We start from the raw sequence: 23,457 nt of genomic DNA, 5'->3' as shown, positions 1-23,457 counted from the left end.
AATAACAAAGATTCTAATCCACCTGTTCCACCTACTACAGAAAAATGGACGAAAATCTCATCGATATGAGAAGAAGACAGTCTTTGATATTATGGGCGTTGTCTATGAATATAGTGGATTTGGAAAACAAAAGAAAGCTGCATAATTTTTCAAAATAATACCTATCTAGGTTTATTTGGTATGCTCATTTTTAAGGACACAAAATATTTTAGGAGTTTTTTAGTTCATATGAATGAAAGTTCATTTTGTTTCTGTTCTTAAGTTGATGGGCATGTTGCCGTACCCCTTTTAGAATCTAACTTTCTTATAATTCTATTTGCTATTTCTTCAATATTTTCATTTAGAAAGAAATGATTACCTTCAAAAGAATGAAAAGTACAAGTTTTACTTGTGTATTGCTCCCATTTTATTATCTGATCATATGTAGTAAATGCGTCATTTTTCCCATTAAATATAAGAAAATCAATATCACATGCTTGTATATGATTGTCATGAATATATGTCTCGACAATTTTAAAATCTGCTCTTAGCATGGGGAGAAAAATCTCCATTAATTCTTCTGATTGAAGTACGCCGGATGGTGTACCTCCCATTGCAATAACTTCTCTTTTAAATTGTTCATTAGAAAGATTATGTCGGATATTTTTTATTTTACTATCTGGATGATTTCTACCGGACAAAACAAGAAATTCAGGCAATACGTTTTTAGAATCCTGTATTTTTCTGGCTACTTCATAGGCGATTAAACTTCCCATGCTATGCCCGTATAGAATGTAGGGCGAATGATCTATCTGCTTAACTATACTAGTGTAGACATCATTTACGGCTTCTTCCATACTTTGGTACAAGCTTTCTTCAATTCTATATCCTCTACCAGCTAACTCTATTGGGACTACTTCAATATATGGATTAAAGTAATTTTTCCATTTTGCGTAACTAAACGCAGATCCCCCAGCATGTGGAAAGCAAAAAAGTTTAGTCTTCTGCATTGATTTTCTCCTTACTTTAAAATTTGTTTATATTTTGGCAAATTGTATAAATGTCTTTAATTATTATCTCCTGCGGAAATTCATCCCTTGTTGCACAAGCAGATATCTTATAATTTGGCTCAATGTTATATTGTCTAAAGTAAAAATTTTGAGGTATATTCTTATATGAAATTAAAGTTCGTGACTCTTTTTTTATAGAAAATGAATTTAACGGTATATAAAGCCCTTTTCCAATCGTTTTTATATAACTTTCTTTTAATGTCCATAAATCATAAAAATAATTAATTTGCTCATCAGAATTCATATTAGATATATCATAAAATTCTTCCTCTGAAAAAAATTCATTTGCTAATTTAAGAGTTTCTATTTTTGAAACTTTCTCTATATCAATCCCTACATTAAAATTAGCAGTGGCACAAACCACCCATTCTCCTGAATGTGAAATATTAAAGTGAAAGTCAGAAAAGTTTTCAACAAAAGGTTTTCCATACTCATTATATATAAATCTAATTTCTTCATTATTAATTTTATACTTTTGGCAGACTAGAGATCGGATTAACAAATCTCCTATCAAAGTCCTATTAATATCGCATAAATTTAATAAACGCTTCATTCGTTCTTTCTTCTCATTTGAAATCAAGTTACTAAGTTGCTTAAACAAATGACTTTCAATATTCTTTGGTATTTTCACAGCTTGAATTTGTATGATAAATCACTTCCTTTTTAAAAGGATGGCTTCATATATGTGCGTTACAGAAATTCAAACTAATTTTATATCTTGTCTTTATTAAATTGCATTTACAATAGAAAAGATGCATATTTACATATCAATGAAAATATACACCTTTCCCCAGCAATATCACCAAAGTATTAGCATCTGGTACAAAAACTTCAGATCATTTACACCATACTATAAACAACTCATATAGGCTTCTATGTCTCTATGAAGCAATTTTTACATTAACCCCTTAAAAAGTAATGCTCTTGATATATTCATAATTTCCTACACTTGATGTGCAGTTATTGGGCTGCCCTATTCGTTTACACTGCTACCCTCAAATAACAACTTTAATAATCACAATTTTCGTTCATAGAGTTGCATCTTTTGTGCTCTCTACTTTTCCATTAATGCAAGGGGTGTCTCTTTTATTCCTTCTAATTTATTTAGTAGATACTTAGCTATCTTTTCAACTGCGGGGAAGTCTACTATTTCTTCATGTGATCCAGGGACAGAATACTTATTTACCCTTCCTTTTAATAAAGGTCCCCAATCTGTAAACAACTCTTTTCCTTCCTCAGCACTAAAGTAGATAACTTCTCCAGAGTATGGTATCAAATCATGCTCTGCCATTATGTTCAGGCATTTCCTATGAGCATTGATAACTTGCTTCAAATTCATAAGTTCTGCATCAGGCGGGAGCACCCCTTCCATAATTAATCGCTCCACAAGCATATCTTGTTGATAGACGATTTCCCCTTCCTGCTCTGTAAGATCTCTAGGAATGAAATGCTTAGATATATATGAGAGCATATCCTCCCTTGTTTTATAATCCTGGTCTGAAGGCACTTTAGTATCCATTAGTACTAATAACTCAACTTCTTCTCCTTGATTCCTTAGTACAATTGCGATTTTATAAGCAATTGCACCGCCTAAAGACCATCCTCCAAGACGATATGGGCCTTCTGGCTGAACACGTTTTATTTCTTCGATGTAAAGTTGAATTACTTCCGACAATGTCAACTCGTCAATTTCTCTCTTTTCTATAAGAGGATTCTGTAAACCATAAAATGAACAATGGTTCTTGAGCAATCTTGCTAGTTGAATGTAACAGAATACATTCCCCATAAACGGATGAACGCAGAAGAAAGGTCTTTTCTCTGATTCTTGTAGTTGAACCAGCGCTGATACAGATTTTGTCATATCATGCTTATCACGAATAAGGCATGCGATTCCTTCCACTGTTGGATTCTTAATCAATGTAGACACCTTAATCACTTTCCCAAACTTCTCCCTAATTTTTGAAACCAATTTGATTACAAGGAGAGAATGTCCCCCTCTATTAAAGAAATCATCATTTACATGGACATCTTCTATCTGTAGCAAATCCTGCCAGATTTTAATCAGCTGATATTCAATTTCATCCCTTGGAATGATTGGTGTAGAGAAGTTATTTTCCCTTTGAATAGTTAAACTGTTCAATGCCTTTCGATCAACTTTTCCATTCGTTGTAAGCGGAATTGTGTCTACCTTAATAAAGTGTGCGGGAACCATATAATTCGGTACTTGTGTCTTGAGATATTCACGCCATTCATGCATACTCCCATCTCCAACTACATAAGCGACCAATCTCTGCTCTCCTAATTTGTCCTCTGTTACCAAAACTACTGCTTCTTTTACCAATGGATGACTCTCTAGATTCGCTTCAATCTCTTCAAGTTCAATACGGAAGCCTCTAATTTTCACTTGATTATCAATCCTTCTCACGTAATCTAAATTACCATCAGGTAAATAACGAACCAAATCTCCCGTACGATATAAACGCTCTTCTTCATTAAATGGATGACGGATGAATCGTTCTGCTGTTAATTCTGGGCGATTCAAGTACCCTCTCGCTATACCTGCACCACCAATATATAGCTCACCTGTTACACCAACTGGAACAGGTAACAAATTATTATCCAATACATAAGTTTGAACGTTCGGCAACGGACGTCCAATTGTAACTCTCTTACTATCTGTATTGATATGATAGCACGTTGCATCAACCGTACATTCTGTAGGACCGTATACGTTATAAAAATCAATTTTTGCAGTCTTTACTAGCTGTTCCCATAATAACGGCATGATTGCTTCACCGCCGACCAATATCTTGCTTGGTAAATGTACATCAGCACTTGTTTCTAGCAATCCTCCATCTATAAGTAATTGAAGTAATGAAGGTGTCATATCAAACATTTCCAATTCATTCTCCCTAATATAGGACACAAATTGTTCCGGATTAGTGCGAACTTCGCTTGGAATAATATATAAACTTGAACCATAAAGCAGCATTTGTAATTGCTGAATAGATACATCAAAGGCAATTGACGCATTTAAACCGACTCTCATATTACTAGGTATCTCATGTGAGAAAACTTCTTTTTGTAAACCATATGATAGGTTTATTACAGAATGGTGCTGTACTAAAGCACCATTTGGATTACCTGTCGAACCGGAAGTGTAGATAACATACGCTAAGTTTTCCCCTGTTACCTCACATATTGGTGAAAGTTTGCTTTCTCGAGAGATGATTGCTTGGTCCCTATCTAGGCAAACTGTCTTAATTTCTTTAGGTATCCAGCCCACTAATATCTCATTCGTAACTAATACTTGAATTCCTGTGTCTTCTAGAATATATCGCAGACGGCTTTCCGGATTCGATGGATCCAATGGAACATAAGCTGCTCCAGCCTTCCAAATTCCCATGAGACCAACAACCATCTCAACTGAACGATCAAAGCAGAGGCCAACCAATGACTCTGTCCCAATTCCACATTTCTGTAGATGATGGGCCAATTGATTAGCTCTTTCATTCAGCTCCCGATACGTTAGTTGCTGTTTTTCATCTACCACTGCCACCGCGTCAGGTGTACGATTTACTTGCTCTTCGAATAATTGATGAATCACATTCTCTCGTGGATAAGATATAACATTATCATTCCATTCTTCTAATAATTGTCTTTGTTCCGCTTCCGTAATATATACCAGCTCCGACAGAGTTTGATCAATGTTTTTGAGCATTTGCATTAACACTTGGTGTAAATGGCCCAGCATTCGTTCAATAGTTAATCTATTAAACTTACTACGGTCATACATTAACTTTAACGATAACTGGATTCCTGGAACTACAGCCAACCCTAATGGATAGTGGGTTTGTTCTACTCCTTCCAATTCACCAATTTCCAGATTTCCTGAAGATGCCTCTTTCACTGGATAATTTTCAAACACATATAAACTATTGAACAGCGGTGTTCCCCTAGGAACTTCACTCCAACCCTGAATCTCTGTCAAAGAAGCATACTCATATTGTCTTCTTTCTATCTCTTCCTCTTGTATCTTCTGCAACCAATCTATTACTTTTATATCATCCATCAATTGAATTCGCGTCGGTGACGTTGTAATGAAAGGACCTACGATATTTTCAACATCAATAATCTCCGTAGAACGCCCTGAGCTTGTTACCCCAAAGACAATGTCATTTTCTCCACTATACCGGCTCATGAGATATGCCCATGCGCCTTGAATTACCGTACTCAAAGTAATTTTATTTCGTTTCGCCCAGCCTTGTAACGCTTGGGTCTGCTCTTCTGATAAATGAGTAACCTTCTCTGTGTACCCTTTTTCTTCCGCTTTACTCTCTAAGCCCAGCAAAGTTGGTGCAGTAAACCCTTTAAGTTTCTCTCTCCAGAATTGTTCCGCTTGCTCCTTATCTTGTTCTCTTAGCCATTGGATATATTTCTTATATGGCGATGACTTAGGTAACTTCACAGATTCTCCATTCATTCTCTTCTGATAGACTGTAAGTAATTCATTAAAGACCAGTGGTAAACTCCATCCATCCAGTAAAATATGGTGATGTGTCCAAACAATCCGATACTCTTCCTCACCTTCTTGAATGACCGTTACCCGCATCAATGGCGCTTCATCAAATAGGAAGGCTTGTTTTCGATCTAATGCCAAAAAGACTTTTCTTTTTTCCTCTATCTCTTCAGTTGTCATTGTGCGCCAGTCTTCTTTGTTTACCTTAAATGGAATATTTTCATACACCACTTGTAAAGGTTCTTCAATTTCGTCCCAAACAAATGCTGTACGAAAAACTTCATGCCGCTGAAGTACAGATTTCCACGCCTGCTCAAAAGTAGGAATATCCATCTTCCCTTTAATCATAAAACTTAATTGCACTATATACGGTGCAACATGTTCATCCCCTTGGTCATGCAATGTGTGGAAAATCATACCTTCTTGCAAAGGTGATAGTGGATATAAGTCAGTAATTGGATAGTTCTTTCCACGATTCATCTTAGTTAATACTTTTGTCAAACTCGCTTGGTTAAGATTAGTCATCCCAAAATCCGAAACAGTCAGTGCAGATTCTCTATCTGAGGATTGAATCAATCTGCTCAGTTGATGAAGCATATTTTTTGCAATACTTTGAATCGTTAATTTCGCGAATTGTCCAACATTATATACCCAAGTGAACTGAAGTTTTCCATCCGTTACAACCCCAATTACATCAACTTCATGCGATCGCTTGGAACCGGCAGCATGATCTAAACGCTTGAATTTGTTCTCCGGAATAAACATTGCATCGTTAGAAAACATTTGGTCAAATTGTCCAAGATAGTTAAAACTAATAGACGGTGTATTTTGAGAGCCTAATTGCTCGCACAGTGTTGCGTTCATGTAACGCAACACTCCATATTCAACACCCTTATTAGGAATTTTTCGTACTTGTTCTTTAACTGCTTTTAATACTTCAATTGGCGTGTTGGCACCAGTAATATTTAAGTGAACAGGATAAATACTAGTAAACCAGCCCACGGTTCTCGATAAGTCAACCTCTTCAATAATCTCTTCTCGACCATGCCCCTCTAGATCCACGCTCAATATCGGCTGCCCTGTACATACTGCTGTAGCTTGTACCAATGCTGCTAATAATACTTCATTAATTTGGACACGGTGAGTGCTTAAAGTCTCTTGCAATAACATACGGGTCTTATTCTCATCTAGCACCACAGTAATTTCCTCAGTCACTACGCTTACTGGATCACTTACAGTAACATCTACTGGTAGCTTAACTACTTCTTGTTCGGACTGCTGCTCCCAGTAATGCAGTACTTCTTGCGATATTCCAGATTCAGCGTAATGGTGTAATTTCTCCGACCACTCTTTAAAGGATGTACTCTTCATAGGTAATTGGATTTTCTGCCCCTGAACTGCTTGAGTATAAGCTGTTTGCAGATCTTCCAATAAAATTCGCCAAGAAACACCATCCACTGCTAAGTGATGAATCGTCCAAAATAATCGGCCAGTCTTCTCACCCTCATCAAAATACACCATTCTCATTAACGGACCATCATGTAAATTCAAACTTTCTTGCGCAATATTAATCTCTTTTTGAATAATTTGATGCCAATTGGCTTCCGGCACTTCGTCTAATGAAATGACAGTCAGCATCAATTGTTCTTCTATTCCTTCATTCCATTGTTTCCAAGCCCCATCAGGTAAACGTTCATATCTTAAACGCAGGGCATCATGATGAAGTAGAAGATTACGCACTGACTTCTCCAGTGATACTATGTCCAGTTTCCCTTTCGTTCTAAAGAACATAGATTGATTCCAATGATGTGGGTTAGGATGATTTTGTGCAAAAAACCTTTGCTGAATAGGTGTAAGTATCGCATCTCCAGTTATAATTCCCTGTTCAGCTTGTACACCTTGTTCTTCTTTGACTACTTGTGCCAACTCTGCAATCGTTTGATGTTCAAATATTTGTTTTGGTGTCAACTGTAAACCAGCTTGCTTCGCACAAGAGACAATCTGAATGCTAAGAATTGAATCTCCACCAATTTCAAAAAAGTTATCATGAATACCAATACGTTTTGAACCCAGCACACGTTCCCAAATGATAGAAAGCTTATGTTCACGTTCATTTCTTGGGGCCACGTAGCCTTCTTGTGTTCCTTGATAATCTGGTATAGGCAACGATTTCCGATCAACCTTTCCATTTATGGTTAGCGGTAACTCTTCCATTTCGACAAAGTAGGAAGGTATCATATGGATTGGCAGTTTTGCTTTAAGATACTCGCGCCATTCTTCTAAACTGCCTTCGCCCACTACATAAGCTACCAGCCTCTTATCTCCCGACTGATTTTCCCTAACTGTTACAACTGCCTCTTTTACCAAGTAATGCTCCTGTAAGGTCGACTCAATCTCCCCAAGTTCAATTCGAAATCCTCTAATCTTCACTTGATTATCCATTCTTCCTAGATAGTCTATATTACCGTCAGGAAGATATCTCACGAGATCTCCCGTTCTATATAACCTCTCGCCTTCTTTGAATGGATGGGAAATAAATCGTTCGGATGTTAGCTCTGGACGATTCAAGTATCCCCTCGCAAGACCTGCTCCTCCGATATAAAGTTCACCCATCACACCAACTGGTACTGGTAACCAATTTCTATCCAATACATAAGTTTGAACGTTCGGCAACGGACGCCCAATTGTTACTCTCTTACTATCTTTTTTGATATGATAGCATGTTGCATCAACTGTACATTCTGTAGGACCATATACATTATAAAAATCAATTTTATCAACCTCTACAAGCTGTTCCCATAATGACGGCATAATCGCTTCGCCGCCGACCAATACCTTACTTGGAACATGAACGCCATCGCACGTTTCTAATAATCCGACATCTATAAGTAATTGAAGTAATGAAGGTGTTATATCAAAGATTTCTAATTTGTTCTCCCTAATATAAGCTACAAACTGTTCCGGATCACTTCGAATTTCGTTAGGAATAATATACAAACTTGAACCATACAACAGCATTTGTAACTGCTGAATAGATGCATCAAAGGCGATTGACGCATTTAAACCGACATGCATGTTAGATGGTATCTCATGTGCGAAAACCTCTTTCTGTAAACCATAAGACAAGTTTATTACAGAATGATGCTGTACCAAAGCACCCTTTGGATTCCCAGTCGATCCCGAAGTATAGATAACATACGCTAAGTTTTCTCCCGTTACCTCACATTTTGGTGAAAGAATACTTTCTTGTGAAATCATTGCTTGATCCCTATCTAGACAAACTACTTTGACTTCTTTAGGTATCCAATTTTCTAATGCTTCGTTTGTAACTAATACTTGAATTCCAGTGTCCTCCAAAATATATTGGAGGCGACTTTCTGGATACGATGGGTCCAATGGAACATATGCTGCTCCAGCCTTCCAAATCCCCATAATACCAACAATCATCTCAACTGAACGCTCAAAGCAAAGTCCAACCAATGATTCAGTCCCAATCCCACATTGCTGAAGATAATGGGCCAATTGATTAGCTTTTTCATTCAGCTCTCGATACGTTAACTGTTGTTTTTCGTCTACCACCGCCACCGCGTCAGGTGCACGATTTACTTGCTCTTCAAACAGCTGATGAATCGCACTTTCCTGTGGATATGCTACGGCATTACTATTCCACTCTTCTAACTGTTTTTGCTGTAATCCTGATAGTATAGGCAACTTGGCTAATGATTCTTCAGGATGTTCCACGATTAAATTCAACCAGTTTCCAAAATGTTCGGCCATAGATTCAATAGTTAAACTGTCAAATAAATCAGTCCTATAAACAAAATTAAGCAATAAACCGTCTTCCACTTCTGCAGCAGTTAAACTTAAATCAAACTTAGCGATTGGAGCGTTGCTCTCCATTACTTCTATATTTCGTCCATATAGATCTGGTAGCTCCTGTTCCGTATTTTGCAAAGTAAACATGGTTTGGAAAATCGGAGAATGACTTGTGCTTCTTTCAGGTTGGATAACTTCTACAATTTTCTCAAACGGAACATCTTGATACTCATACGCCTTCAATGCTTTTATCCGCACCTGTGACAACAACTCTTGAAATGCCGGTGCTTTACTTAAATCAGCTCGATAAACCAACGTGTTGACAAAGAAACCAATCAACCCTTCAATCTCTCGATAATTTCGATTTGCAATTGGGCTGCCAACAATAATATCCGATTGTCCTGTATAACGGGCAAGGAAACTTTGATACGATGCCAATAAGGTCATGAAAAGCGTGGCCCCTTCTTGACGACTTAGTTCGTTTAATTTATCCAGTAATGAGCGTGACAACAACACATTATGAGTTAATCCATGGTGTGTTTGCACTGGAGGACGCGGACGATCCATCGGCAACATTAAAACTGGTAACTCGCCAGATAATTCTTCCTTCCAATATGCAAGCTGTTGATTTAGTACTTCATCTTTCAACCATTCTCTTTGCCATTGAGCAAAGTCAGCATATTGAACTGGTAGTGGCGCAAGCTCTGCTGGTTTTTCACCAATCGCCTCCTCGTAAAATGCCATCCATTCTTGGAGTAAGATTTCCATCGACCATCCATCTGAGATAATATGATGCATATTACACAGAAGAACCCATTCTTCTTCTGAAACTTTAACGATTTGTCCACGGAACAATGGCCCTCGCTCTAAGTCAAATGGAGATTCGATTTCAGTTTGAATCCATTTCTCCAACTCTCTTTCTCTCTCCTCTAATGTAAGCTTAGTTAAGTCCATGTGCGGGAGAGGCCAGAAAATATAAGGTTGAATCTGCTGCACAGGATGACCGTTTACTTCATGAAATACCGTCCGCAAAGATTCATGACGCTCTATCAACTGATTCCATCCCAACTCCAATGCTTCAGGTAACCAATTCCCTGTAAGGCGGCATACCATTGGCATATTATAAAGTGCACTATTAGGTGCAAATTGATCGATAAACCATAGGCGCTGTTGGGCATAAGAAAGTGGAATGTTATCTCCTCGTTCCATCGGCATCAATGGTGGAATTTCTTCTCGTTTTTTGCTTCCCTTACGTAACTGATCTATTCGGTTTGACAATGCCTCGACCGTTGAATATTCGAACAGTTCACGTACAGGTAATTTAATTTGAAAGACTTCTTGCAAGCGTGAGACCACTTGTGTAGCAAGTAGAGAATGACCACCAAGTTCAAAGAAGGAATCCTGAACACCTATATTTTCTATTCCTAGCACTTGACTCCACACTGAAGCGATAAGTTCTTCTAGCGGAGTTCGTGCGTTAACGGTATTTTCAGTAGATAGTTCACTAGGTATAGGCAATGCCTTCAAATCAAGTTTTCCATTCGGTGTAAGTGGTAAAAATTCCATTTCAATAAAGTTTGTTGGGACCATGTAATTTGGTAAATTTGTTTGTAGATGCTCTCGCCACTCATGGGCACTTCCTTCACCAACTACATAAGCTACTAATCTCTTGTCACCTGGATCATCCTCTCGTACCAATACAACTGCTTCTTTCACTGAAGAATGTGCCTGCAAAACTGCTTCAATTTCTCCCAATTCAATCCGGAAACCACGAATTTTCACTTGGTCATCTATACGACCATGGAACTGGAGAGTACCATCAGAAAGATAACTTGCTTTGTCTCCAGTGTAATAGATACGTTCTCCTGATTTGAATGGATGCGGAATAAATTTTTCCTTTGTAAGATCTGGACGATTAGCATATCCGCGAGCAAGACTCTTTCCTCCAATATAGAGATCTCCAATTACACCAATTGGTACTAGCTGAAGATAAGAATCTAACACATAAACTTCTGTATTCGCAATCGGTCGACCAATCGATGGCGTACCTGTTGTCACTCCTACAGGTACATAACAATCCGTGGTAACAACGGTATTTTCCGATGGACCATACTGATTGATTACCGTAAAAGGAATATGTTTAGATGGATACTGCGTTAATTGATCTCCGCCCGTAATGATAAAACGAAGATTCGTCTTCTCTGGCCAAGATAATTTCAAGAGTCTTTCCAGAATAGGTGTAGGTGCAAAACTAGCTGTTATTCGCGAATCAATGAGCCAGTCTCTTAGTGCTTCTGGATTAACTCTCAGTTCCTCTGTTGACAAATAGAGTGCTGCACCTGCAGTAAGATACGGCCAAATCTCCTGGACAGCCGAATCAAAAGCAATCCCCGCAATCTGAGTCGCACGATCCTCTGCTGTAATACAATAAACTTCTTGATGCCAAGAGACCATATTCATTAATGAGCGATATTCAACCATGACACCCTTTGGCTTTCCTGTAGAACCAGAGGTATAGACGATATAAGCTAAGTTCTCTGGATTTACCTGCCGTGTAGGTGCGATTACACTTTCCACTGTTAATTCTTCTAACCTCACCATTTCGACCTGTTCGAAAAGGTCTTCTTGCCCTTCCGCCGTCACTACAATTTGAATTCCTGCATCTTCAATCATGTATTCTAACCTTGATTTTGGATACAACGGATCTAAAACGACATAAGCTCCACCAGCTTTTAATATGCCTAGTAAACTTGCCATGAGCTCAGCCGATCTCGGAAGATAAACTCCCACGACTGATTCTGGAGCAACTCCTTTTCGCTGTAAAACATTTGCCAATTGATTTGATTGTGCATCCAGTTCACCGTAAGTCCACTCTTTTGTTTGATCAACCACCGCAATCGCTTCAGGATTCTTTGCTACTTGTCCCTCAAATCTGTCGCAAATAAGACTCTGCGGGGACATTTCCATTACAGTGTCATTCCATGTTTCTAATAACAAAGTACGCTCAGATTCAGATAGCATGCTCAGACTGTGCAACGGATTTTGCGGGTGATGGGAAACTTCGTGTAGCCATTTCACAAAGTGCCCTGCCATCCGTTCGATAGTTGTAGCATCGAATAAATCCTTATTGTATTCAAAAGTAAAAAGTAAGCCCTCTTCCGTCTCAGCCACCATTACACTTAAATCAAACTTTGCGATTGGATTATGGCTTTCTATCATTTCAATATTTCTATCAGATAACACCGGGAAATCTTGTTTCATATTTTGCAAGATGAACATAGTCTGGAAGATTGGCGAATGACTTGTACTCCGCTCTGGTTGTATAACTTCTACAATTTTTTCAAAAGGAATATCTTGATATTCATACGCCTTCAATGCCTTTTGACGAACCTGAGACAGAACATCCTGAAATGTCGGTCTACCACTCAGATTAGCCCGATAAACCAGCGTATTGACGAAGAAACCAATTAGTCCTTCAATTTCTCTGTAATTTCGATTAGCAATTGGACTTCCGACCAGAATATCTTCTTGTCCCGTATAACGTGATAGAAAACTTTGATATGCAGCCAACAATGTCATAAAGAGCGTAGCCCCTTCTTGGCGACTAAATTCGTTCAATTTGTCATGTAGCGTGCTTGGCAGAGCCAGTGTGTATGTCGACCCGTGATGAGTTTGTATTGCAGAACGCGGGCGATCCATAGGAAGTTGAAGTACAGGAAGCTCTCCAGACAATTCTTCCCTCCAATATTGGAGTTGTTGATCAAGTACTTCCTCCTTCAACCATCCTTTTTGCCACTGAGCGAAGTCGGCATATTGAACCGGTAATGGTTCAAGTTCTGCTACCTTTCCATCCGTGGCTTTCTCATAGAATGCCATCCACTCTTCAAGTAGGACTCCCATTGACCATCCATCTGAAATGATATGATGTAGAGTACAAAGGAGAATCCATTCTTCCTCTCCCACTCGCAAAATACTTGTCCTGATCAGTGGGCCCTCGCCTAAATCAAATGGCACTTCTGCTTCTTGTTGAATCAAACGTTTAACTTCTTCTTCTCGGTCTTCAGGAGAAAGCATAGTTAAATCCATTTTTAGAATTGATCGAAAAGCATACGGTTCAATTTGCTGTACGGGTTGACCGTTCACTTCATGAAAGACCGTCCGTAATGATTCATGACGTTCTATTAGTTGATTCCATCCCGTTTCCAATGCCTCAGGTAGCCAACTCCCTGTAAGGCGGCATACCATTGGCATATTGTAAAGGGCACTATTAGGTGTAAATTGATCAATAAACCATAAGCGCTGTTGTGCATAAGATAGTGGAATAGTTTCCCCTCGTTCCATCGGCATTAGTGGCGGGATCTCTCGTTTTCTATCTCCTTTACGTAACTGATCTAATCGCTTTGCCAGTGACTCCACCGTTGCATACTCAAATAGTTCACGTACCGGTAATTCAATTTGGAAGATTTCCTGTAAACGTGACACTACTTGAGTAGCTAGTAGCGAGTGACCACCGATTTCAAAAAAGGAATCCTGAACACCAATATTTTTTATACCTAACACTTGGCTCCATACGGAAACGATGAGCTCCTCCACTGGTGTTCGTGATGAAGTAATATCTTCACTTATGAACTGTGCTTCCAATTCCAGTAAGGCTTTCCGATTCACCTTACCATTTGGAGTGAGTGGCATCCCTTCAATTTGGAAAAAGTATGCCGGAACCATATAATGTGGCAGTTGCTTCTTGAGATATTCACGCCACTCTCCAGTATCCCCTTCACCCACTACATAAGCTACTAATTGCTTATCTCCTGGTCGATCTTCCTTCACCAACACGACAGCCTCTTTTACAGATGAGTGATCATGTAAAGCTGCTTCAATTTCTCCCAATTCAATTCGGAATCCTCTAATTTTGACTTGGTTATCTATTCTTCCGATATATTCCAAGTTACGATTATTCATATATCTCACCAGGTCACCCGTTCGATATAATCGTTCCCCTTCCTTAAAGGGATGCGGAATAAAACGTTCAGTAGTTAAATCTGGTCGATTGAAGTAGCCACGTGCCAATCCTACTCCTCCAAGGTAAAGTTCCCCCGCCACACCAATTGGTACCACCTGTTGATATTGATCTAACACATACAACTCTGTATTATCAATTGGACGACCAATTGGAATAAGCATTGGTTCTTTTTCTAAATCACAATCATAATAAGTCACATCCACAGTCGCTTCAGTAGGACCATACAAGTTAATTAACTTTGTTTGCTGAACATTGTAAAAGATCCCCTTAAACCGGCGAACCTGCTCAGTGTTTAATGCTTCTCCACTAGTAAAAACTTGAATTAAAGACGATACATCCCTTTTCGAATTATATTGTTCCATATAATCTAAGAAAGTAGATAACATCGACGGAACAAAGTGCATGGTGGTCACACGATATCGTTCAATATACTCCTCAATCACCGCAGGATCTTTCTCTCCTCCTGGTGGAAGCAAACAAACACGCGCTCCTACAAATGACCACCAAAATAATTCCCAGACAGAAACATCAAACGAGAACGGTGTCTTTTGTAGGATTGTATCCTCCTCGGACAATGGATATTTTTTCTGCATCCACTGTAGGCGGTTGATAACGGAATGATGTTCAATCATTACCCCCTTTGGATTTCCCGTCGAACCCGAAGTGTATATGATATAGGCTAAGTTATTTGCTGTTACTCCACTCACTGGAGCTAAATTGCTCTCTTTAGAAATCATTACTTGATCCCGATCTAAACAAATTGCTTGAATATCTTTAGGTAACCAGTCCTGTAGTGCCTCTTTTGTTAACAGCACTTGAATTTGTGAATTCTCTAAAATGTATCTCAGACGGTTTTCGGGATAACTTGGGTCCAGTGGGACATAAGCCCCACCTGCTTTCAAAATCCCAAAGAGACCAATAATCATATCAGGAGACCGTTCAATACATATACCGACCAATGATTCAGGTCCGATACCTCGTTTTTGTAGAAAATGTGCCAATTGGTTCGATTTATCATTGAGTTCTTGATACGTTAGCTTTCCCCCCTCATAAACTACCGCCACTGCATCAGGTGTACGTGCAACTTGCTGCTCAAATAGCTCATGAATCATACAATCATGACCATAAACTACGTCCGTATCATTCCATTCTTCTAGGAGTTGTCTCTGCTCAGTGTCCGATAACATTGACAGCTTTGTATATGATTCATCTGGCTGATACGCGATTTCATTTAGCCAGTTCTCAAAATGGCCGGCCATACGTCCAATGGTACTACTATCAAATAAATCCGTGTTGTATTCAAATGAGACAAATAGACCTTCTTCCACTTCATAGGCAGTTAAGCTCAAATCAAATTTTGCACTAGACATATTACTTTCTACCATTTCAATACTTCTACCAGGCAAATCTAGTCGTTCTTGTTTTATATTTTGTAGCGTAAACATGGTCTGAAAGATAGGGGAATGACTCATGCTTCGTTCAGGTTGCACAGCTTCTACCACTTTTTCAAATGGTATATCTTGATATTCGTAAGCTTTTAACGCCTTTTTCTTTGTTTGGTTCACAATCTCCCGAAAAGTGGGGGTGCCACTCAAATCTGATCGGTAAACCAACGTATTAACAAAGAAACCAATTAATCCTTCTACTCCCTTATGATTTCGATTTGCAATCGGACTTCCGACTAGAATATCTTTTTGTCCTGTATAACGTGCAAGAAAGCTCTGATATGCAGCCATTAAAGTCATAAATAAGGTAGATCCTTCTTGTCGACTTAAATCTTTTAATTGACTGAGTAATCTAGAAGGAAAAATCACGTGATGCGTATCCCCAGAATAAGTCTGCGTAACCGGTCGAGGTCGGTCCACTGGCAGTTGTAATATAGGAAGCTCACCAGACAATTCTTCCTGCCAATACGTAAGCTGACGATTAAGCACATCACCTTGCAACCACTCCTTTTGCCACTTCGCAAAGTCTGCATATTGAATGGATAATGAACTTAATTTAGCAGGATTTCCGCCCGTTTCTTCTTCATAGAAAGCAAGTAATTCATTCATGAATATACCAATGGACCAAGCATCAGAAATAATATGATGCATCGTACACAGTAATAACCATTCATCCTTTTCTAATTGAACAAGCTGATTACGAATTAAAGGACCATTCATTAAATCAAATGGTTCTTGCGCTTCTCTCGCAATTAAACTATCTACCTCTTTTTCTTTTACTTCTAGAGGAAGTTGAGAGTAATCTCTTACAGGTAATGCTCTAGGAAGGAATTCGACAATTTGTTGCACAGGTTGTTCTCCTACTTTTTTAAAAACCGTTCGTAATGATTCATGACGTTCAATGAGTCGATTGAATCCCTTTTCTAATGCTTCAGGTATCCAATTTCCTTTTAGATGCCATACCGTTGGAATATTATATAAAGAACTGTTTGGGTTAAATCTGTCCATAAACCACAAACGTTGTTGTGCATAAGACAACGGGAGTGCTTCTTTATTCTCCTTTTTTTGCATTTGCTTCTGAAGCCATGCTCTCTTCTCAGGAGAAAGCGAACTCAGCTTTGCAAGTAAATCACTTCTCATTTTTTTACCCCTTCCTCAATCAAATTACTCTCGAATATCCCTTGTGCTTCTTCCTCTGATAGCTCTTCTAATTGCTTAAGCAGTTCAAGTAATTCTTCATCATTACTCACTTCTGCTTCATTTTGAATATAGTCTTGAAGACTTACATTCTCCTTACTATTATTCTGCATTTCTTGATTTTTGTTATAGAGCAATTGATCAATCTTTTCTGCCAATTGCCGCACTGTATGAAACATAAATAAATCATGCAATGGTATCTCAATTCCAAAAGCCTCTTTAAGATTGGAAACAGCTTGCGTAGCAAGTAATGAATGGCCACCAATTTCAAAAAACGAATCCTGAATTCCGATGTTTTCCATACCTAAAACTTCATGCCATATCGAAACGATTGTTTTTTCCGTAGACGTACGAGGAGCAATATAACCACTTGCTATCTCCTGTCTCTCTGGTGCTGGTAAGGCCTTCCTATCAATTTTTCCATTAGGAGTGAGTGGAAATGCATTCAATCCAACAAAATAGGCTGGAATCATATAATTTGGTAGTTGGTCCTTGAGATAATCACGCCACTTTTGAGCATCCCCGTCTCCTACAACATAGGCAATCAAACGTGGATCACCAGGATAATCTTCTCGCACCATCACAATAGCTTCATTAACTAATATATGCTTTTGTAATGTCGCTTCAATTTCTCCTAGTTCAATCCGGAACCCACGAATTTTTACCTGATGATCGATTCGGCCAAGATACTCCAAATTTCCATCCGGCAAATACCTTACTAGATCTCCAGTCCGGTATACTCGCTCTCCTTCTTTAAACGGATGCGGTATAAAACGATCTTGCGTTAAGTCAGGGCGTTTTAAGTATCCACGCGCTAATCCTGATCCACCAATGTACAGCTCACCAACTACACCAATTGGAACCATTTTTTGTTCAGAACTTAGTACATATACTTCTGTATTGAAGATTGGTTTACCAATTGGTGGTACCCTATGCATAACACCCTTTTCCAATTCCATATATGTGGAATACGTAGTATCTTCGGACGGTCCATATAGGTTGTACACCTTCTGAACCATACTTCTCTCGTATAAATCTTTAACAAGTGAATATGGTAACGGTTCTCCTGCCAAATTCATCACCTTTACCGAAGAAGGGATTGTTTTTGCTCGAACCAGTTCCTTCGCCGCCGATGGCACAGTATTGACCAAAGTCACACCCTTGGTAGACAACTTGTCTAGATGTAGAGCATTTTCAGCGACAATCACCTTACCACCCATCGTTAGGGGAACAAACACTTCAAAAACAGATAGATCAAAGGATAGCGAAGTTGAAGCCAACACTCCCGCTAAATCCTTTCGGGAATACGTGTGATGCGCCCAATGAATCATTGTTACTGTATTCCTGTGCTCAATCATTACCCCTTTTGGATTTCCAGTGGAACCTGAAGTATAGATAATATAGGCTAAGTTATCACCCCTCACTTCACTCGTACACACTGTAGCTACTTCTTGTTCTATTTCTGCTCGATCACGATCAATACAAATCACGTCAACGGATTTAGGTATAACCATTTTTTGCTGTAACTTTTCCTGTGTCACCAGTACCTTAATATGAGCACCCTCTAAAATATATTGCAGTCGACTTTCCGGATACGCTGGATCAATTGGGACATATGCTCCTCCTGCCTTCATAATTCCTAAGAGACCGACAATCATCTCGGATGAACGTGTAACGCAAATCCCAACCAATGATTCGCATACCACACCATTTTTCTGTAAATAATGTGCTAGCTGATTCGCGCGTTCGTCCAACTCTCGATATGTTAGTTCTTCATCTTCGCATGCTACTGCAATTGCTTCTGGTGTTTTTTTCACTTGTTCTTCAAACAATGTATGAATCGTGCTTTCTTGTATATCTACAACACCTGATTTATTCCATTCCTCTAGTAGTTGCTTATATTCTACTTTCGATAACATATTCAGTTCTGATAATAAATATTTTGGATGAGAGACAATTTGATTTAACCAATGTTCAAAATGACTTGCCATACGCTCAATGGTTGTATCATTAAACAAATCAGTATTGTATTCAAAGGTTAGCGATAATCCTTCTTTCGTCTCCGAAGCAAATAAACTCAAATCAAATTTCGCAATAGAAGCATGACTTTCCATGAGTTCCATGTGTCTTTCAGATAGCTGGGGAAACTCTTGTTTCGTATTCTGTAAAGTAAACATGGTTTGAAATATCGGTGAATGACTTGTATTCCGTTCCGGTTTTACGGATTCTACCACTTTCTCAAATGGAATATCCTGATACTCGTATGCTTTTAGTGCTTTTTTTCGTACCTGCGACAAAAGTTCTTGGAACGTCGGATTTTCACTGAAATCAGCTCGATAAACCAACGTATTTGCAAAGAAACCTATTACCCCCTCAATCTCTTTAACATTTCGATTTGCAATTGGGCTTCCAACCAAGATGTCGTCTTGTCCTGTATAACGAGAAAGGAAGCTTTGATACGCTGCCATCAAGGTCATAAATAAAGTGGATCCTTCTTGCAGACTTAAATCTTTGAGCTTTTCCTGTAGGGAATTCGCCACCGTAAAGGACTGACTCGCACCACGGTGGGTTTGAACCGCAGGTCGAGGACGATCCATCGGTAATTGTAAAACCGGTAGCTCTCCAGATAATTCTTCCTTCCAATATTGAAGGTGTTGATCAAAATTCTCTTCTTTTTGCCATTCCTTCTGCCACATGACAAAGTCTGCGTATTGGACAGATAATTTCTTCAGTTCCACTGGCTTTCCGCTTAGTACTCCTTCATAAAAAGCCATCCATTCTTCAAGTAAGATTCCCATTGACCACCCATCCGAAATAATATGATGCATCGTACAAAGGAGAATCCATTCTTCCTCGTCCACTTTCAATATTCGTGTTCGAATCAGAGGACCTTGTCCAAAATGAAATGGTTCCTCCGCTTCGTTTTGAATGAGCCGTTTCATCTCTCTTTCCCTATCTTCCAAAGAGAGAACTGTTAGATCCGTTTGAGGGATATGTCTGAATACATGAGATTGAACCTGTTGAAAAGGTTCACCCTCTTGTTCTAGAATTATCGTCCGTAATGATTCATGACGCTCCAACAACTGATTCCATCCGGCCTCCAATGCTTCAATTGACCATTTACCTGTTAAGCGACACGCTGCATGAATATTGTACATCGCACTATTTGGCATTAATTGATCAATAAACCATAGACGTTTCTGCGCATAGGAAAGTGGAATAGATTCTTCCCGTGTCATAGGTACAAGGGGTGGAACCTCTCGTTTTTTATCTTCTTTGCGCAACTGATCTACTCGTTTCGCTAATGCTTCCACTGTATCGTGCTTGAAAAGCTCACGTAGCGGGATTTTAACCTGGAACAATTCTTGTAATCGAGAGACGATTTGAGTAGCTAGTAGTGAGTGTCCACCTCGTTCAAAGAAGGAATCCTGAATACCGATATTTTCTGTTCCTAACACTTGACTCCAAACCGAGGCAATAAGCTCTTCCGATGGCGTCCGAGGTAGAACATTTAAATCTCCTATAGGTTGCTCATCAGGTGCTGGCAAGGCCTTTCGGTCGATTTTCCCATTCGGAGTAAGCGGGAACTGTTCTAACTCTACAAGGTGCGCTGGAATCATATGATTCGGCAATTGGTTTTGTAAATACTCTCTCCACTTTCGGGTATTTCCATCGCTTATTACATATGCAACCAATCGTTGATCGCCTGGACAATCTTCTCTAACTAATACGACAGCCTCTTTAATAAACGAACATTTTTCTAAAGTCGCTTCAATTTCTCCTAGTTCAATTCGAAAACCACGCATTTTTACTTGATGGTCCATTCTACCTATAAATTCTAAATTTCCATCAGTTAGATATCTTACTGAATCTCCTGTTCGATATAGTCGTTCCCCCAATTGAAATGGATGCGAAACGAATTTTTCGGCAGTAAGATTCGGGCGATTTAAATATCCACGCGCTAAACCGGCACCACCAATATATAACTCACCCTCTATTCCGATTGATTGCAAGCGTTGATTTTGGTCTAATACATATAATTGCGTGTTCTGTATCGGCTGCCCAATAGAAACAATTTCTTGATTAGGTTGTAAGTCAAATGCATTTACATAAATAGTGGCTTCAGTTGGTCCATAAAAGTTAGTTAATTTTACTTGTCCGCTATGATTCCATTGCTGTTGAAATCGTCTAACCAACCCTGAGCTTAGTTCTTCCCCACCAGAAAATACATGACGCACGGACGAACAATTCATGTTTAATTCAATATGATTGAAGTGACCTAAGAAAACAGATAACATCGAAGGAACAAATTGAACAATAGTGACCTGATGTTTTTCAATCACTTCAGCTATAATGGAAGGATCTTTTTCTCCACCTGGAGGTAGGAAAGATACACTTGCTCCAACGTGAATCCCCCAAAACAACTCCCAAACAGATACGTCAAATGAGAATGGGGTTTTCTGCAGGACCACATCCTTTTCAGAAAGTGGATATTGATGTTGCATCCATTCTAGGTAATTGATTACTGAATGATGCTCAATCATCACTCCCTTTGGATTCCCTGTAGATCCTGAAGTATACATAACATACGCTAAACTTCTTCCTGTTACACCACTTATACATGGGGTTGATTCTTCTTTTTCAATTGCAGTATAATCTTTATTCATACAGATTGTTTCAAGATCTTCAGATATATATAAATTTTTCGAATTTTCTTCCGTCACTAGTACTTCGATTCCAGCATCCTCTAATATATAACGAAGCCGACTCTCCGGATAAGTAGGGTCAAGTGGAACATACGCCCCTCCTGATTTTAGAATACCTAATAACGTTATCATCATTTGTAATGAACGTTCCATATATACTCCGACTAGAGACTCTGGACCTACACCACGCTTTTGTAAATAATGAGCTAGCTGATTCGCACGCTCCTCCAACTCTTTATAGGTAATTTGTTCATTTTCGTAAATAGCCGCGATTGCTTCTGGCGTTTTTTTAACTTGCTCCTCAAATACCGTATGAATCATGCCTTCAGCTGAATATTTTACTTGAGTATTATTCCATTCCTCTAGCAACTGTGTCTGCTCTTCCATTGTTAAATGAGTAATTTCCAAGAGTTTTGAATCTAGACTCTTCGTCATCTGAATTAATACTTGCAATAAGTGACCCTGAATCCGATTTATTGTTTCTTCATTAAAATAGCTTCGATCATACATCAACTTTAAAGTAATTTTCTTACCAGGCATTACAATGATTGTTAAAGGATAATTTGTTTGTTCCGCGCTTTTAACATCTAGTAAACTTAAATCATCATTTCTCTCACCTTGAATTGGATAATTTTCAAACACATACAAGGTATGAAATAAGGAGCTATTCCGCGGAACTTCACTCCACCCTTGAATATCAACCAACGAATTATACTCATATTGTCTTCGTTCCATTTCTTTCATCTGTATTTTACGAAGCCAATCTACTACTGATGTATCATCCGTTAATCGAATTCTAGTAGGTAATGTGTTAATAAATAGACCCACCATATTCTCTGCTCCTATCAAATCCGTAGGACGTCCAGAGCTAGTTACGCCAAATACAATGTCACTTTCACCGCTATACCTACTCATCAAATAGGCCCATGCGCCTTGTACTAACGTATTCAATGTTAATCGACTATTTCGTACCCACTCTTGTAAATTCTCAGTGAGTTCCTCAGATACCTGATAAACATGCTCTCCATAGCCCTTCTCCTGTTCTTGATCCTTTCTTTCCATCGCTAATGGCGTAGGTGCATAAAACCCCTTTAATTCTTCTGTCCAAAATTCCTCTGCTTGACTTTGATCTTGTTTATTTATCCACTGGATATATTTTTTATAAGGAAGAGATTTAGGAAGATTCAACAATTCTCCCTTTATCATCTTGAGATAAACTTCCATCACTTCACTAAAGACCAATGACACACTCCACCCATCTAGCAAAATATGATGATGTGTCCAAATGATTCTTGTTTCCTCTTCTGCTTCTTTAATCGCAGTGACTCTCATCAACGGTGCTTCATCCAATAAAAATCCTTTTCTACGATCTGCAGTCAAGAATTGGTGTAATTTCTTCTCCCTCTCCTCATGCGAATGGGCACTCCAATCCTCTTGATGAATAGTAAAAGGAAGACATTGGTAAACTGCTTGCAGTGGTTTTTCTACTTCCTCCCACACAAATACTGAACGTAGAACCTCATGTCGATGAATAACATATTCCCAAGCCTTTTCAAAAGTAGCAACATCCAATTGCCCCCCGAGCAAGAAGCCTACTTGTACAATGTAGGAAAAAGAATGTTCATCATCTTGATCGTATAAAGTATGAAACAATATTCCTTTTTGCAAAGGTGATAATCCATATATATCTATAACGTCTCCCATC

At 38.8% G+C, this 23,457-nt stretch carries 4 protein-coding genes; all 4 read right to left on the bottom strand.

What is annotated here, in order from left to right; translation table 11 throughout:
- Positions 1–257: 257 nt before the first annotated feature.
- Positions 258–989, bottom strand: coding sequence for a thioesterase II family protein (locus HRG09_RS23525; RefSeq protein WP_174103208.1), 732 nt, complete (start codon positions 987–989; stop codon positions 258–260).
- A gap of 16 nt (positions 990–1,005) precedes the next feature.
- Positions 1,006–1,680, bottom strand: coding sequence for a 4'-phosphopantetheinyl transferase family protein (locus HRG09_RS23520; RefSeq protein WP_375335774.1), 675 nt, complete (start codon positions 1,678–1,680; stop codon positions 1,006–1,008).
- 423 nt (positions 1,681–2,103) lie between these two features.
- Positions 2,104–16,989: a non-ribosomal peptide synthetase gene (locus tag HRG09_RS23515; protein WP_174103206.1), complete on the bottom strand. Its 14,886-nt coding sequence runs from the start codon at positions 16,987–16,989 to the stop codon at positions 2,104–2,106.
- The gene (locus HRG09_RS23510) at positions 16,986–23,456 is read right to left on the bottom strand and encodes a non-ribosomal peptide synthetase (protein WP_174103205.1); all 6,471 of its coding nucleotides are present in this window, start codon (positions 23,454–23,456) and stop codon (positions 16,986–16,988) included. Before HRG09_RS23510 ends, HRG09_RS23515 begins: the two co-directional genes overlap by 4 nt.
- Position 23,457 lies beyond the last annotated feature (1 nt).

Source organism: Bacillus sp. Xin1 (assembly GCF_013314535.1).
Classification (GTDB): domain Bacteria; phylum Bacillota; class Bacilli; order Bacillales; family Bacillaceae_G; genus Bacillus_A.
Note: the sequence above shows the minus strand (reverse complement) of the source record. Positions and strands in the feature narration are given on the sequence as shown.